Genomic DNA, 14,777 nt, shown 5'->3' on the forward strand with positions numbered 1-14,777 from the left:
GAACGAAAGATGACGCAATTTGCATTTGTTTTTCCCGGTCAGGGTTCACAGACCGTGGGCATGCTGACTGAATTAGCAGCAAGCTATCCGCTGGTGGAAGAGACCTTCCGTGAAGCTTCTGACGCACTGGGATATGACCTGTGGCAGTTAGTCAGTCAGGGTCCGGCCGAAGAGCTGAACAAAACCTGGCAGACGCAGCCTGCGCTGCTAGCCGCGTCCGTGGCCATCTACCGGATCTGGCAGCAGCAGGGCGGTGAACAGCCTCGCCTGATGGCCGGTCACAGCCTCGGCGAATATTCGGCGCTGGTCTGTGCGGGCGTGATTAACTTCGCCGATGCCGTGAAGCTGGTTGAACTGCGCGGCAAGCTGATGCAGGAAGCGGTGCCGGAAGGCACGGGCGCAATGCAGGCGATTATCGGCCTGGATGACGCGGCGATCCGCCAGGCGTGTGAAGAGAGCGCGCAGGGTCAGGTCGTTTCACCGGTGAACTTCAACTCGCCGGGTCAGGTGGTCATCGCGGGTAACAAAGAAGCCGTTGAGCGTGCCGGTGCGGCCTGTAAAGCGGCGGGCGCGAAGCGTGCTCTGCCACTGCCGGTCAGCGTGCCGTCTCACTGCGCACTGATGAAGCCGGCTGCGGATAAGCTGGCCGTGGCGCTGGAAAACATCACGTTTAATGCGCCTGCGGTGCCGGTGATCAATAACGTCGATGTGAAAGCCGAAACTGACGCGGCGGCAATCCGTCATGCGCTGGTTCGCCAGCTCTACAGCCCGGTTCGCTGGACCGAAAGCGTGGAAGCGATGGCGGCCCAGGGCGTCTCGCAGCTGCTGGAGATAGGCCCAGGCAAAGTCCTGACCGGACTGACGAAACGCATTGTCGATAGTCTGACCGCGGCTGCCGTAAACGATACGGCCTCCCTGTCAGCGGCACTCGGTAAGGAATAAGAGGAAAATCATGAGCTTTGAAGGTAAAGTTGCGCTGGTAACCGGCGCGAGTCGCGGCATTGGTCGTGCGATTGCAGAAACCCTGGCGGCGCGTGGCGCCAAAGTAGTCGGGACTGCAACCAGCCAGAGTGGCGCCGACGCCATCAGTGCTTACCTTGGCGACAAGGGAAAAGGTCTGTTACTGAATGTGACTGACGCTGGCTCAATCGACAGCGTTTTAGAGAATATTCGCGCGGAATTTGGCGAAGTGGATATCTTAGTCAATAATGCAGGCATTACGCGTGATAATCTTCTCATGCGCATGAAGGACGATGAGTGGCAGGATATCCTGGATACCAACCTCACATCGGTATTCCGCCTTTCTAAGGCGGTTCTGCGTGCCATGATGAAAAAGCGCGTGGGCCGTATCATCACCATTGGTTCCGTTGTCGGCACCATGGGTAATGCGGGCCAGGCAAACTACGCGGCAGCAAAAGCGGGTTTAATTGGCTTTAGCAAATCACTGGCGCGCGAAATCGCGTCACGTGGCATTACCGTCAACGTCGTGGCTCCAGGCTTCATTGAGACTGACATGACGCGGGCACTGAACGAAGATCAGCGTTCCGGTATTTTGGCGGAAGTCCCTGCGGGTCGCTTAGGCGATGCACAGGAAATCGCCAATGCTGTGGCATTTTTAGCCTCTGACGAAGCAGCCTACATCACTGGTGAAACGCTGCACGTCAATGGCGGAATGTACATGGTCTGATAAATCACGAAAACATTTGCTTTATTTGCGGTTAAAACCGCAAAATAACGCAAAATCGTGGTTCGACCAGCCGGGATTTTGTTGCATCTTTTTCACCATTTTATACACTACGAAAACCATCGCGTAAGCGAGTTTTGATAGGAAATTAAATAGTATGAGCGATATCGAACAACGCGTTAAGAAAATCATCAGTGAGCAGCTGGGTGTGAAAGAGGAAGAAGTCACCAACTCTGCATCTTTCGTAGAAGACCTGGGTGCCGATTCTCTTGATACCGTTGAGCTGGTGATGGCTCTGGAAGAAGAGTTTGATACTGAGATTCCAGACGAAGAAGCTGAGAAAATCACTACCGTTCAGGCAGCGATCGACTACATCAATAGCCATAAAGGCTAATGAATACCTTCAGGCGGTCGCTCGACCGCCTGATTTTTTTTATTTGTCCCACATAGTTCCCTATTTTCCCTCCCTGGAGGACGAACGTGTCTAAGCGTCGTGTAGTTGTGACTGGTCTTGGCATGTTGTCTCCTGTCGGCAATACCGTAGAGTCTACCTGGAGTGCTCTCCTTGCCGGTCAGAGCGGCATTAACCTGATCGACCATTTTGATACCAGTGCTTATGCAACGCGTTTTGCAGGTCTGGTAAGAGATTTCAATTGTGATGATTTCATCTCGCGCAAAGATCAGCGCAAGATGGATGAATTCATCCAGTACGGCATTGTGGCCGGTATTCAGGCTATGCAGGATAGCGGTCTGGTTGTGACCGAGGAAAATGCAAGCCGTATGGGTGCAGCAATTGGTTCCGGCATCGGTGGCCTGGGCCTGATTGAAGAGAACCACTCTTCACTGGTCAACGGCGGCCCACGCAAAATCAGTCCGTTCTTTGTGCCTTCAACCATCGTCAACATGGTGGCGGGTCATCTCACCATTATGTATGGCCTGAAAGGTCCAAGCATCTCTATCGCGACAGCCTGTACCTCTGGTGTGCATAACATCGGTCATGCCGCACGTATCATCGCCTATAACGATGCTGACGTGATGCTGGCAGGTGGCACAGAGAAAGCCAGTACGCCATTAGGCGTAGGTGGTTTTGGCGCGGCGCGTGCTCTCTCAACCCGTAACGACAATCCGCAAGCGGCCAGCCGCCCGTGGGATAAAGATCGTGATGGTTTCGTGCTGGGTGACGGCGCGGGCATCGTGGTACTTGAAGAGTACGAACATGCGAAGAAACGTGGTGCGAAAATCTATGCGGAAATCGTCGGTTTTGGCATGAGCAGCGATGCTTACCACATGACATCACCTCCCGAAGATGGCTCAGGCGCTGCGGCGGCGATGGTCAACGCGCTGCGCGATGCGCAGCTCACGCCAGAGCAGATCGGCTATGTCAACGCACACGGCACTTCCACGCCAGCGGGTGATAAGGCCGAAGCCCAGGCGGTGAAATCAGTGTTTGGCGCAGCGGCCAGTAAAGTCATGGTGAGCTCAACCAAATCCATGACCGGGCATCTGCTCGGCGCAGCGGGCGCGGTAGAATCGATCTACTCGATTCTGGCACTGCGCGACCAGGCGGTTCCACCGACCATTAACCTCGACAATCCGGATGAAGGCTGCGATCTCGATTTCGTGCCGCACACCGCGCGTCAGGTTTCTGGCCTGGAGTATACGCTGTGTAACTCCTTTGGCTTCGGCGGTACCAACGGTTCCCTGATCTTCCGCAAGGTGTAATCGTTGCAGATAGCTGACAAGGCCCGCGATGCGGGCCTTTTTTTATCCTGCGGCGGACGCTGACAGGGTGGAACGGGCTCAGGAGAGAACCATGTGGATTAACGGGATCAGAAAACCGACGCTGGCTGCCACTGACCGGGGGCTGCAGTTCGGTGATGGCTGCTTTACCACCGCCGCCGTGCAGCAGGGCAACATTGTGCTGCTGGAAAGCCATCTGCAGCGGCTCAGACAGGGCTGCGAGCGGCTATGGATCGAGGGCGTTGACTGGCATCGGCTCGAAACAGAGATGAGAGCGGCTGCGCACCAGCAGCCTCAGGCGGTGCTGAAGGTCATCATCAGCGCGGGCAGTGGCGGACGCGGCTACAGTCGTCATGGCTGTGGCGAACCGACCCGGATCGTTTCGCTGGCACCCTGGCCGCAGCACTACGCCGGATTACAGCAGCGGGGCGCCTCCCTCCGCATCAGCCCAATCCGCCTGGCGCGAAACGCGCAGTTTGCCGGTATCAAACACCTGAATCGCCTTGAGCAGGTGATGATCAGAGCTCATCTTGACCAGACGGACGCCGACGAGGCGCTGGTGCTTGACACTGAAGGTTGGGTGGTGGAATGCTGTGCGGCCAATTTATTCTGGCGCCAGGGCAGTCAGATTTTCACGCCCGATCTCTCCGCGTCGGGGGTGGATGGCATTATGCGGCGGAGTCTGATGGCGCAACTTGCGGCCACGGGCCAGGCTTGCCATGTCGTACAAAGCGAACCGGCGCAGCTGCTGGCTGCGGATGAAGTCGTCATCTGTAATGCGCTGATGCCGGTTCTGCCGGTCCGACAGATCGAGGCGGTACAGTTTACTGAGCGCCTGCTGTTTACTCAGTTACAGGCAGGCTGTGAAAAGATAATGGAAGCATCATGACTCGAAGCAAAAAAATTCTCGTGACGTTGCTGGCGGCAGCAGGGCTCGCGGCGGGAGTGAGCTACTGGCAGATTAAGCAGTTTGCGGCGACCCCGTTAACGCTGCAGCAGGAGAAGATCTACACACTGCCCGCCGGTACGGGCCGGGTGGCGCTGGAGGCGCAGCTGGAAGATCAGAAGATCATTCCGCGCAGCATCTGGTTTGGCGCGCTGTTGCGTCTGGAGCCGGAACTGGCCACCTTCAAGGCGGGAACCTATCGCCTGGAGCCAAAGATGACGGTACGCGCGCTGTTACAGCTGCTGGCGAGCGGTAAAGAGGCGCAGTTTCCGGTGCGGTTTGTGGAGGGGCAGCGGCTCAAAGAGTGGCTGAGTGAGCTGCGTAAAGCGCCCTATATCCGTCATACGTTGAAAGACGATCAGTTTGCCACCCTGGCCAGCGCCCTCAAAGTTGAGCCTGCGCAGCTGGAGGGGAACTTCTTTCCGGACACCTATCTCTATACGGCGAACACCACGGACATGGCCCTGCTGGAACGCGCCCATGAGCGGATGAAAAAAACCATCGACGAGATCTGGCAGGGACGGGCGGATAATCTGCCCTATAAAACGCCTCAGGATCTGGTCACGATGGCCTCCATCATCGAAAAAGAGACGGGCGTCAGCCAGGAGCGCGCGCGCGTCGCTTCCGTCTTTATCAACCGGCTGCGGACCGGGATGCGCCTGCAGACCGACCCGACCGTGATCTACGGCATGGGCGATCGCTACAATGGGTCACTCACCCGTAAAGATCTTGAGACCGCCAGCGATTACAATACCTATATGATTAACGGCCTGCCGCCTGGCCCGATCGCGATGCCGGGTAAGGCTTCTCTGCTGGCGGCCGCGCATCCCGAGAAAACCAACTATCTCTACTTCGTGGCGGACGGCAAGGGCGGTCATACCTTTACTACCAATCTGGCCAGTCACAACCAGGCGGTGCAGGTGTACCGGCAGTCGCTAAAGGAAAAAAATGAACAGTAAGTTTATCGTCATCGAAGGCCTGGAAGGCGCCGGCAAAACCACCGCGCGCGACGCCATCGTTGCCACGCTGCACGCCCGCGGCATCACCGATCTGGTCTTTACCCGTGAACCTGGCGGCACGCCGCTGGCCGAACAGCTCCGGGTGCTGGTGAAGCAGGGTATTGAGGGCGAGCAGGTCACGGATAAAGCGGAACTGCTGATGCTCTATGCGGCGCGGGTTCAGCTGGTGGAGACCGTGATCAAACCGGCGCTGGCCCGCGGCGCCTGGGTGATCGGCGATCGCCACGATCTCTCCTCTCAGGCCTATCAGGGGGGCGGTCGCGGACTCGACAGCGATCTGATGCAGACGCTGCGCGATGCCGTGCTGGGCGACTTCCGCCCTGATCTGACGCTTTACCTGGATGTCACCCCGGAAATCGGCCTGCAGCGCGCGCGGGCGCGTGGTGAGCTGGACCGCATTGAGCAGGAGTCGCTGCGCTTCTTTGAGCGTACCCGCGTGCGTTACCTGGCGCTGGCGGACAAGGACCCGACGATTCTGACCATTGATGCAACGCAATCGCTGGATGACGTGACAGCGTCACTTCAGTCGGCCCTGGATCAGTGGCTGCTGGAGCAGGCGTAATGAACTGGTATCCGTGGCTGAACCAGCCTTATCGCCACGTGATTGGCCAGCATCAGGAGGATCGGGCGCATCATGCGCTGCTGATCCAGGCAATGTCTGGCATGGGCGATGAGGCGCTGGTCTGGGGGATAAGTCGCTGGCTGATGTGCCAGCAGCCAGACGGCCTGAAAAGTTGCGGCGTGTGTCACGGCTGCCAGCTGATGCAGGCGAATACCCATCCGGACTGGTATCGACTTGAGGCGGAGAAGGGCAAAAGTACCCTGGGCATCGATGCGGTGCGGCAGGTGACGGAAAAGCTTTATCACTTCGGTCAGCAGGGTGGCGCGAAAGTGGTCTGGCTGCCCGATGCCGCGCAGCTCTCGGAGGCGGCCGCCAACGCCCTGCTGAAAACGCTGGAAGAGCCGCCAGCCAACAGCTGGTTCTTCCTCAGCAGTCGCGATCCTTCGCGTCTGCTGGCGACACTGCGCAGTCGCTGTATGACGCTGTCGCTGACGCCACCGGATGAGAGCCAGAGCCTGCTCTGGCTGAAAAAGCACGCTTCGCACGATGAACAGATGCTGCTGGCGGCACTGCGGCTGAGCGCCGGTGCGCCCGGTGCGGCGTTAAATCTGCTGGAAACCGGGCCGTGGCAGGCCCGGCAGAAGCTGTGCGATGCGCTGCCTGCGGCGCTGCAGCACGACATCCTGCAACTGCTGCCGGTGCTGAATGCGGAAGATGCGGCTACCCGCATCGGCTGGCTGCTCTCCCTGCTGCTGGATGCGATGAAGTGGCAGCAGAATGCGACGCAGTGGCTGAGCAACGGCGACCGCCAGGATGTGGTGGCGCTGCTGGCCGCCCACTTCCCGGCCAGCGCACTCGATAACAGCACCCGCGCCTGGATGCGCTGTCGTGAGCAGCTACTGCATGTCGCGTCGGTGAACCGTGAACTCCTGCTGACGGATCAGCTTCTCTGCTGGGCAGAGACCGAAAAGCCCACCCTGATCCGCTAAACCTGTCTGAGACTACTTATGTTTATTGTTGATTCCCATTGCCATCTTGATGGCCTGGATTATGAAAAGAACCACCGCGACCTCGATGATGTGATCGCCAAAGCGGCGGCCCGGGATGTGAAATTCATGCTGGCCATCGCCACCACGCTGCCGGGTTTTCATACCCTGAAAAAGCTGGTCGGCGATCGGCAGAACATTGCGCTCTCCTGCGGTGTTCATCCGCTGAATCAGGAAGAGGCTTATGACGTTGAGGAGTTCCGCCGGCTCTCCGCCGATCCCCGTGTGGTGGCGCTGGGTGAAACCGGGCTGGATTACCACTATCAGCCCGAGACCAGAGAGCAGCAGCAGCGCTCATTCCGGGAACATATCCGTACCGGTATTGCACTGAACAAGCCGATCATCGTCCACACTCGTGATGCGCGTGACGACACGCTGGCCATTCTGCGTGAAGAGCAGGTTGAGCGCTGCGGCGGCGTGCTGCACTGCTTTACCGAGGATCAGCCCACTGCCGCGAAGCTGCTGGATATGGGCTTTTATATCTCCTTCTCCGGGATTGTCACCTTCCGTAATGCCGAACAGTTGCGGGAAGCCGCTCGCTACGTGCCGCTGGATCGGATGCTGGTGGAAACAGATTCGCCTTATCTGGCGCCGGTGCCTTACCGGGGTAAAGAGAATCAGCCTGCCTATACCCGCGACGTGGCCGAATATCTGGCCGTGCTGAAAGGGGTGGATATGGAAACCCTGGCCGCCGCCACCACGCAGAACTTCTCTACACTGTTCCATATTCCGATGAGCCAGCTGGGTGCCTGAACCCGGTTTTTATTTCAGCCTCTGTAATTAATCTGTCATCTGCTCATATGACCCTGTTTTTAAAGACAGGGTCAGCTTTTTATCGCCGGTTTATCGTGCAGGTCAGTGAGAAATTTCGTAAAGTGCGCAGCCGGGATTGTTGAAACGTGATAGCCGTCAAAGTAACAGGGCGGTATTTATTTTACCCTTCGTAATAAATCAAAAGGCGGTTACCGCCACCCCGGCAAAGAATCCTCCCTCTTTGCCACGCGCACTGCGCAAATATGCACTCATACTCAGGAGCTTCACGCTATGTTCAAAAATGCTTTTGCCAACCTTCAAAAGGTCGGTAAATCGCTGATGCTGCCGGTTTCGGTTCTGCCGATCGCCGGTATTTTATTAGGGGTCGGTTCAGCCAATTTCAGCTGGTTGCCTGCAGTGGTTTCGCATGTAATGGCAGAAGCGGGTGGATCGGTGTTTGCCAACATGCCGCTGATCTTCGCGATCGGTGTCGCGCTGGGCTTTACCAATAATGACGGCGTGTCGGCGCTGGCCGCCGTTGTCGCCTATGGCATCATGGTGAAAACCATGGCGGTTGTGGCACCTCTGGTGCTGCATCTCTCTGCGGCGGAGATCGAGGCAAAACACCTCGCCGACACCGGGGTTCTCGGCGGGATTATCGCCGGTTCCATCGCGGCCTACATGTTCAACCGCTTCTACCGTATCAAGCTGCCTGAATATCTGGGCTTCTTCGCCGGTAAACGCTTTGTGCCGATCATCTCTGGTCTGGCAGCGATTGTGCTGGGCGTGCTGCTCTCCTTCATCTGGCCACCTGTCGGTGCGGCGATTCAGGAGTTCTCACAGTGGGCAGCCTACCAGAACCCGGTTGTGGCCTTTGGTATCTATGGCGTCGTTGAGCGTTCGCTGGTGCCATTTGGTCTGCATCACATCTGGAACGTGCCTTTCCAGATGCAGATTGGTGAATACACTAATGCGGCAGGCCAGGTATTCCACGGCGATATCCCACGCTACATGGCGGGTGACCCGACCGCAGGTAAACTCTCTGGCGGCTTCCTGTTCAAAATGTACGGTCTGCCGGCTGCGGCGATTGCTATCTGGCACTCAGCGAAACCGGAAAACCGTGCCAAAGTGGGCGGTATCATGATCTCCGCTGCGCTGACCTCATTCCTGACCGGTATCACCGAACCGATTGAATTCTCATTCATGTTCGTGGCGCCGATCCTGTATGTGATTCATGCGCTGCTGGCCGGTCTGGCATTCCCAATCTGTATCCTGCTTGGCATGCGTGATGGCACCAGCTTCTCACACGGTCTGATCGACTTTATCGTTCTGAGCGGTAACAGTAGCAAAATCTGGCTGTTCCCGATTATCGGTATCATCTACGGCCTGGTTTACTACACCATCTTCCGTGTTCTGATTGCGAAGCTGGACCTGAAAACCCCAGGCCGCGAAGAGAGCAGCAGTGAGCAGTCTGCTGCGACCGGTTCTGAGATGGCGGGCAAACTGGTGGCTGCGTTTGGTGGTAAAGAGAATATCACTAACCTGGACGCCTGTATCACACGTCTGCGCGTCAGCGTTGCCGATGTGGGTAAAGTTGACCAGACCGAACTGAAAAACCTCGGCGCCCGTGGCGTGGTGGTGGCTGGTTCCGGTGTACAGGCTATCTTCGGTACCAAATCGGATAACCTGAAAACAGATATGGATGATTACATCCGCAGCATGTGATGATTCACCGCTGTGAAAAAGCCCCGCTGTGCGGGGCTTTTTTTTGGGCGCGATTCAGAGATAGACGCGCAGATACTCTGTCAGGCAGAGCAGGGCCATCGCCTGACCGTAAGGCATGGAGGTCAGGGGAACTCCGCGGTAGTAATCCAGGTCGCTGCCCATTGCGGTACCAAATGAGACCTGCTTCAGCTCGCCATCCTCATCAATATGGGCGATCACGCCGCGCAGCGCCTTTTCGGCCACCTCGCGATACGCCGCGGGCAGATAACGTTTGCGGACGGCTTTCAGAATGCCATATGCAAACCCGGCGGTAGCCGATGCCTCAAGATAACTGTCGGGATCGTCGAGCAGGGTGTGCCACAAGCCGCTGGGGTGCTGGCAGGCGCGGAGTGCGTTAGCCTGCGTCTCCAGCACCTGCTGCAGAAAACGGCGTGTGGCGTGCTGCTCAGGCCAGTTCATCATCTCCAGGAAGTCGGGTATCACGATCGTTACCCAGCTGTTGCCGCGCGCCCAGCGCGCCCTGGCGAAATTATGGCGGCCGTCGAAGTTCCAGCCGTGAAACCACAGGCCGGTTTCGCGATCCATCAGATACTGCGTGTGCAGCAGGAACTGATAGCTTGCTTCCTCGACCCACGCATCGCGCTTCAACAGCTGTCCGATTTTAGCCAGCGCCATCACGCTCATCATCAGCGTGTCATCCCAGAGCTGCTGGCTGTTTTCGTTGTTGTAGACGATGTGCTGCAGGCCGCCCTGTTCGGTGCGCGGCATCTCATACATGACCCATTCTGCCCAGCGCTCCAGCACCGGCACCCAGGCCGGGTTACGGGTCTCTTCGTAACGATAAGCCAGCGTCAGAAAAGGGCAGACGGTATTCACATTTTTGGTCGGTGTTCCCTCCGCCAGACGCTGCGCGAACCATGTATCGATGAGTGCCAGCGTCTCCGCGTCACCGGTCTGCTGATAGTAGTGCAGCATGCCATACAGACCAATACCGTGCGTCCATTCCCAGCCCGCCCAGCCTTTGGTATCGATCACCCGGCCATCGTCCAGCCGCAGCAGAAACTCGCCGGTTTCGTCGGTGATATTAATCAGATTTTGCGTCAGCTTCTGAATCAGCTGAACCAGTTCGCTGCGCGGCAGCAGCCAGGTCGGCTGGCGCAGGAGGAGGCTCTGTTTAACGGGGTAGAGTGTCATGATTTATTCCTGTTCAGGGTCGGGTTCAGAGAAGGGGAGACCGGAGAGCGGGCCGGGTATTTTGCCGCTGCAGGCTTGTGACGATTCAGAAAACCGATGTTGTTGTTGCCCCACAGATTTTCATAGGGCATGCCTGCCAGAGTCTCCACGATATCGCGCGCCGCTGGCGTGAGATTTTCCGGCACGGTGCGGTTCGCTTCACGCATCTTCAGCGTCTCCTGACGCAGCACGGTGTGGGTCTGCAGGTTGAGCCTGAAGCGCAGTGACACCAAAAAGCCGCAGGCCAGCACGGATAAGGTGCCGAGGCTCAGGATCGCCAGTATGGTGTGGCTGACGGAGGGGGTCTGTGTCGCCTGACCTGAGACAAAGCCGGAGAGTTGCAATACGATTCCGACCAGCATGACGGCACCGGCCTGAGAGGCTTTGCGGGTCAGGGTCATGATGCCGGCAAAGATCCCCTCGCGACGCTGACCGGTGATCACCTCATCCACATCGGCGATATAGGTATAGGTGTTCCACGGCACATAGTTGATGCCGCCGCGTCCCAGTCCGGCCAGGGCGGAGATCGCTAACAGCAGCGAAAGATTGTCGTTCATGCCGGCATACCACAATCCGGCGTAAGAGAGCGCCGCCAGGCCGAACAGAATGGCTACCAGACGGTAGGCGGGGGCAGGCCCGATACGGATGCAGAGCGGGATCATCGCCATGACGGCAATAAACTGCAGCACCGCCATGGTGCCCATCATGCTGGAGGCCACCTGTGCGCTCTGCATCAGCACAAACACGACATACCAGGTGAAGACGGCGTTGAACACATCCTGGGCGATATAGCCGCCGAGATACATCCCGAGGTGCTGGCGAAAAATGCGGATGCGCAGCGTTGAAGCCAGTTCAACATAGAGTCGTCTGAGGTTCTGCGTCAGCGTCAGCTGCTGCTTTTCCAGCTCTGCCCGGCGTGACTCGGCAGAAAAGTCATCGGGATGGCGCTCCCAGGTAAAATACCAGACCAGTGCCAGAACCAGGGCGCAGATCACCGAGAACACCAGGCTGGCATAGAAAAAGGAGAGAGGGTTATCTTTGCCCAGCATTCCCAGCAGAATGCCAGGCAGAAAGGCAGCCAGAATCGCTGAGAGCTGCGCCAGGCCGATGCGGGCACCGGAGAAACGGGTTTTCTGCTTGAAGTCGTCAGTCATTTCCGGCACCAGCGTTTCATAGGGCACCAGAATCATGGTGTAGACGATATCAAACAGCAGGTAAGTGGTGAGATACCACCAGAAACTCATGTCGCTGACCCACATCAGGCTGTAACTGAAAACGCAGGGGATGCCGAGCAGAATAAAGAATCTGCGGCGGCCAAAGCGTTTTCCCAGCCAGGTCGATCCGAAATTGTCGGTCAGAAAGCCCATCAAAGGGCTGACCACGGCATCCAGCACGCGCGCTGCCGCAAATATCAGCGTGGCCTGTATCGGGGTTAAGCCACAAAAAGTGGTGTAGAAATAGAGCAGCCAGGCGGCGGTGAGCGCCGTGGTGCCTGCTCCCAGAAAGTCTCCGGAACCATAGGCCAGATAGTGGCCAAGACCAATTTTACGTGAGCGCATGTCGGATGCTCCTTGAGGTTGTATGGCGATTTATCCCTGGTGATGCCGGCCATCTCACCCGGTCTGGTTAGAAAAGTAGAGCTGACGGCGGCGCTAAACCTTCGCAATCTGGCTACGACTGGCAAATAAGTGGCAATCAGATAAAGAAAAGGGGGGCGAAAATCTAATTTATAAAACAGTGTTTCATTTTTAAAGGTTTCCGGCGGGTAGCTGTTCAGGTGGACCCTGTATCAGCGGAGGCGAAGTGTCGCTGCTGCAAAGGCAGGCGAACAATGCAAGAAAAGTGGTCCTGAGGTTGAAAGAAAACAAATTTCTCCCGCATACTCATTGATTACGACTCAGGCTACAGGAATTGCACCATGGCTGAAGAAACCATTTTTAGTAAAATTATTCGCCGCGAAATCCCCGCTGATGTGGTTTATCAGGATGAGCTAGTCACTGCCTTCCGCGATATCTCCCCCAAAGCACCGACCCATATTTTAATCGTGCCGAATGTGCTGATTCCGACGGTCAACGAGGTGGAAGCGGCGCATGAACATGCGCTGGGACGGATGTTCACCACCGCAGCGAAAATTGCCCGGCAGGAAGGGATCGACCAGGATGGTTACCGTCTGATTGTGAACTGCAATCAACATGGGGGTCAGGAGGTTTATCACATCCATATGCATCTGGTGGGTGGCGAACCGCTGGGCCCGATGCTCTCAAACTGACCATAACGGAAGCGTGCTATGCGATCCTGGCTGACCGGCCTGCCGATCCTGCTCTGCCTGACGGGCTGCAGCAGTGATAAACCGATGATCAATACCTCACAGTCACTGGTGATGGAATCCTCTGTGCTGTCGGCAGGGATCATTACCGACGAGCCCGCGCTGGATGAGCACGATGGACTGAAACGTGCCACCAGCGTGCTCTATAATCAGCGCGAAGCCCCGGTCGTTGTTCACTATCGTTACTACTGGTATGACGATAAAGGACTGGAAATTACGCCGCAGGAACCGGCGCAGACCGTGACTGTTCCGGCGCAGGGAAGCATTGTCGCCGCCTCGCAACTGGGTAACCTGACAGCCAGCAAGGTTCGTCTTTATCTCTATCTTTAAGGATCTTCTACGTGATACGCAGTGTGAATCGTACCGGAGCGCTTCTGATGGCGCTCATCCTGACCGGCTGTGTGGTGAAACAGCAGCAGCCTGCACCGGTTGAACCGACCCAGCCTGTGGAGCCGGTCCAGCCCGTTCCGCAACCTGAACCGCAGCCCGTTCCGCAGCCGCAGCCGGTGCCCCAGCCGCCGAAACTGGTCACCATTAACTGGGATGCCAGCGTTCAGCCGCTGGTGGCGAAGATGTTGCAGGCCGCCAGCGCCGAGCCGGGCAGCGTGCTGCTGGTCGATCGGATTAAAAACAGCACCAACGGTGCGCTGCAGAGCGAGAAAGCCACCGCGGCTATCCAGAATGCGCTGAACAACAACGGCAAATTTACCCTGGTTTCCGCCGATCAGCTGGCGCAGGCCAAGCAGGCGCTGGGCTTATCGCCGGATGACAGCCTTAATTCTCGCAGCAAAGCGATTGGTCTGGCGCGCAACGTCAATGCGCAGTATGTGCTGTACAGTAACGCCAGCGGTGATGTCAAAGCACCCACCCTGCAGATGCAACTGATGCTGGTGCAGACCGGCGAGATCGTCTGGTCCGGCAACGGCATTGCCCAAAATTAATGCCGCGCTGCAGCGGATGATTCAGCAGGTCGCCGGCGACTCTGATAAGGCGTCCATTATCCCGCTCGCGGGTCTGACCGGACACAGCCAGAAAATTGTCACCCCGCGCGCCACCTTTATCGCGCGGGCGGCCCCGCAGCCGGTTATTCCGTTTGTGGAGCGGCAGCGCGAATTCCGGCTGTTACGAAAATTGCGTGCCAGCGGTGTCACGCCGCAGCCCGTGGCGGGCAACCGGCAGGGAATTATCCTGAGCTGGTGTCCTGGCGAGACGCTGGATGAATCGCGTTTCAGTCAGCAGCGTCCGCAGATTCTGGCGCTGCTGCAACGGCTGCATCAGCAGCCGCTGACCGGCTATCGCCTGCTGCTGCTGCCGCTGTTATGGCGCTACTGGCAACTTACGCCGCAGCGCAATCCCCGCTGGCTGCGGTCGCTCAGACGCCTGACACAGCAGGGGGAACCGCAGCCGCTGCGGCTGGCACCGCTGCATATGGATCTGCACGCCGGGAATGTTATACAGAGCCCGGCGGGACTGCAGCTGATCGACTGGGAGTATGCCGCCGATGGCGACGTTGCGCTGGAACTGGCGGCGATCTGTGCCTGCGATCCGCAGCATCAGCACGACTGGCTGGCTGGCTATGCCGCCGCGATGCAGCTGCCGCTCACCGCGCTGGCGCAGCAGGTCAGACGCTGGCAGCCCTGGCTGCGTCTGCTGATGGCCAGCTGGTATCAGCTCCGCGCCGATCAGTGTGACGACGCCACATTACAACAGCTGGCTCGACAGAGCTGGGAACAGATTTAACCG

The 14,777-nt window shown here is 57.7% G+C and carries 16 protein-coding genes; 14 read left to right on the forward strand and 2 right to left on the reverse strand.

The genetic code is table 11. From position 1 onward, the window contains the following. The first annotated feature begins 9 nt into the window (after positions 1–9). The 10 genes from fabD to ptsG all read left to right on the forward strand — a co-directional run bounded on the left by fabD (position 10) and on the right by ptsG (position 9,475). Positions 10–942 (forward strand): ACP S-malonyltransferase, encoded by a 933-nt coding sequence (gene fabD, locus AB1748_RS08710; protein WP_111138646.1) that lies wholly within the window; start codon positions 10–12, stop codon positions 940–942. Positions 943–952: 10 nt separating this feature from the next. Beyond that, entirely contained in the window at positions 953–1,687 is a 735-nt protein-coding gene (fabG, locus tag AB1748_RS08715; RefSeq protein ID WP_111138647.1) for a 3-oxoacyl-ACP reductase FabG, read from the forward strand. A gap of 154 nt (positions 1,688–1,841) precedes the next feature. After that, positions 1,842–2,078, forward strand: coding sequence for an acyl carrier protein (gene acpP / locus AB1748_RS08720; RefSeq protein WP_003849865.1), 237 nt, complete (start codon positions 1,842–1,844; stop codon positions 2,076–2,078). An 86-nt stretch (positions 2,079–2,164) separates the two neighbouring features. Further along, positions 2,165–3,406, forward strand: coding sequence for a beta-ketoacyl-ACP synthase II (gene fabF, locus AB1748_RS08725; RefSeq protein ID WP_111138648.1), 1,242 nt, complete (start codon positions 2,165–2,167; stop codon positions 3,404–3,406). 91 nt (positions 3,407–3,497) lie between these two features. Beyond that, positions 3,498–4,313 (forward strand): aminodeoxychorismate lyase, encoded by an 816-nt coding sequence (gene pabC / locus AB1748_RS08730; protein ID WP_111138649.1) that lies wholly within the window; start codon positions 3,498–3,500, stop codon positions 4,311–4,313. Continuing rightward, positions 4,310–5,329 carry an endolytic transglycosylase MltG gene (gene mltG / locus AB1748_RS08735; RefSeq protein WP_367396248.1) on the forward strand — a complete coding sequence of 340 codons (1,020 nt, stop codon included), beginning with the start codon at positions 4,310–4,312 and terminating at the stop codon, positions 5,327–5,329. Before pabC ends, mltG begins: the two co-directional genes overlap by 4 nt. Beyond that, on the forward strand, positions 5,319–5,951 hold the full coding sequence (gene tmk, locus AB1748_RS08740; RefSeq protein ID WP_367396249.1) for a dTMP kinase: 633 nt from the start codon (positions 5,319–5,321) through the stop codon (positions 5,949–5,951). The genes mltG and tmk overlap by 11 nt, the downstream gene beginning before the upstream one ends. Continuing rightward, a complete protein-coding gene (gene holB, locus AB1748_RS08745) occupies positions 5,951–6,940 on the forward strand; it encodes a DNA polymerase III subunit delta' (RefSeq protein ID WP_111138652.1) in 990 nt (329 codons plus the stop codon). Before tmk ends, holB begins: the two co-directional genes overlap by 1 nt. Before the next feature lie 18 nt (positions 6,941–6,958). Continuing rightward, complete coding sequence (locus AB1748_RS08750; protein ID WP_111138653.1) at positions 6,959–7,750, forward strand: metal-dependent hydrolase; 792 nt, start codon at positions 6,959–6,961, stop codon at positions 7,748–7,750. 291 nt (positions 7,751–8,041) lie between these two features. Next, positions 8,042–9,475 carry a PTS glucose transporter subunit IIBC gene (ptsG, locus tag AB1748_RS08755; RefSeq protein WP_367396250.1) on the forward strand — a complete coding sequence of 478 codons (1,434 nt, stop codon included), beginning with the start codon at positions 8,042–8,044 and terminating at the stop codon, positions 9,473–9,475. A 54-nt stretch (positions 9,476–9,529) separates the two neighbouring features. On the opposite strand, the gene AB1748_RS08760 is transcribed toward ptsG, so the two are convergent. Both AB1748_RS08760 and AB1748_RS08765 read right to left on the reverse strand, forming a co-directional pair. Continuing rightward, positions 9,530–10,669, reverse strand: a complete 1,140-nt coding sequence (locus AB1748_RS08760) for a glycoside hydrolase family 105 protein (protein ID WP_367396251.1) — start codon at positions 10,667–10,669, stop codon at positions 9,530–9,532. Further along, positions 10,666–12,267, reverse strand: a complete 1,602-nt coding sequence (locus AB1748_RS08765; protein ID WP_111138656.1) for an MFS transporter — start codon at positions 12,265–12,267, stop codon at positions 10,666–10,668. Before AB1748_RS08765 ends, AB1748_RS08760 begins: the two co-directional genes overlap by 4 nt. Positions 12,268–12,626: 359 nt before the next feature. On the opposite strand from AB1748_RS08765, the gene hinT reads away from it, so the two are divergent. From hinT to thiK, 4 genes are read left to right on the forward strand one after another with little or no spacing between them, the layout of a single operon-like run. After that, positions 12,627–12,977, forward strand: a complete 351-nt coding sequence (gene hinT / locus AB1748_RS08770) for a purine nucleoside phosphoramidase (RefSeq protein ID WP_111138657.1) — start codon at positions 12,627–12,629, stop codon at positions 12,975–12,977. Between the two features lie 18 nt (positions 12,978–12,995). Then, positions 12,996–13,364 carry a YcfL family protein gene (locus AB1748_RS08775; RefSeq protein ID WP_111138658.1) on the forward strand — a complete coding sequence of 123 codons (369 nt, stop codon included), beginning with the start codon at positions 12,996–12,998 and terminating at the stop codon, positions 13,362–13,364. Positions 13,365–13,375: 11 nt separating this feature from the next. Then, complete coding sequence (lpoB, locus tag AB1748_RS08780) at positions 13,376–13,975, forward strand: penicillin-binding protein activator LpoB (RefSeq protein ID WP_111138659.1); 600 nt, start codon at positions 13,376–13,378, stop codon at positions 13,973–13,975. Between the two features lie 16 nt (positions 13,976–13,991). Then, complete coding sequence (gene thiK, locus AB1748_RS08785; RefSeq protein ID WP_367396329.1) at positions 13,992–14,774, forward strand: thiamine kinase; 783 nt, start codon at positions 13,992–13,994, stop codon at positions 14,772–14,774. The last annotated feature ends 3 nt before the right edge of the window (positions 14,775–14,777 follow it).

The sequence above is a fragment of the Pantoea sp. Ep11b genome, from assembly GCF_040783975.1.
Taxonomy (GTDB): domain Bacteria; phylum Pseudomonadota; class Gammaproteobacteria; order Enterobacterales; family Enterobacteriaceae; genus Pantoea.

What these genes read in the sequence shown, in the direction of transcription:
- AB1748_RS08760 (WP_367396251.1), bottom strand. Translation starts at nt 10,669, where the DNA reads ATGACACTCTACCCCGTTAAACAGAGCCTCCTCCTGCGCCAGCCGACC.
- hinT (WP_111138657.1), top strand. Translation starts at nt 12,627, where the DNA reads ATGGCTGAAGAAACCATTTTTAGTAAAATTATTCGCCGCGAAATCCCC.
- holB (WP_111138652.1), top strand. Translation starts at nt 5,951, where the DNA reads ATGAACTGGTATCCGTGGCTGAACCAGCCTTATCGCCACGTGATTGGC.
- AB1748_RS08775 (WP_111138658.1), top strand. Translation starts at nt 12,996, where the DNA reads ATGCGATCCTGGCTGACCGGCCTGCCGATCCTGCTCTGCCTGACGGGC.
- AB1748_RS08750 (WP_111138653.1), top strand. Translation starts at nt 6,959, where the DNA reads ATGTTTATTGTTGATTCCCATTGCCATCTTGATGGCCTGGATTATGAA.
- mltG (WP_367396248.1), top strand. Translation starts at nt 4,310, where the DNA reads ATGACTCGAAGCAAAAAAATTCTCGTGACGTTGCTGGCGGCAGCAGGG.
- fabG (WP_111138647.1), top strand. Translation starts at nt 953, where the DNA reads ATGAGCTTTGAAGGTAAAGTTGCGCTGGTAACCGGCGCGAGTCGCGGC.
- tmk (WP_367396249.1), top strand. Translation starts at nt 5,319, where the DNA reads ATGAACAGTAAGTTTATCGTCATCGAAGGCCTGGAAGGCGCCGGCAAA.
- acpP (WP_003849865.1), top strand. Translation starts at nt 1,842, where the DNA reads ATGAGCGATATCGAACAACGCGTTAAGAAAATCATCAGTGAGCAGCTG.
- fabD (WP_111138646.1), top strand. Translation starts at nt 10, where the DNA reads ATGACGCAATTTGCATTTGTTTTTCCCGGTCAGGGTTCACAGACCGTG.
- AB1748_RS08765 (WP_111138656.1), bottom strand. Translation starts at nt 12,267, where the DNA reads ATGCGCTCACGTAAAATTGGTCTTGGCCACTATCTGGCCTATGGTTCC.
- ptsG (WP_367396250.1), top strand. Translation starts at nt 8,042, where the DNA reads ATGTTCAAAAATGCTTTTGCCAACCTTCAAAAGGTCGGTAAATCGCTG.
- thiK (WP_367396329.1), top strand. Translation starts at nt 13,992, where the DNA reads ATGATTCAGCAGGTCGCCGGCGACTCTGATAAGGCGTCCATTATCCCG.
- pabC (WP_111138649.1), top strand. Translation starts at nt 3,498, where the DNA reads ATGTGGATTAACGGGATCAGAAAACCGACGCTGGCTGCCACTGACCGG.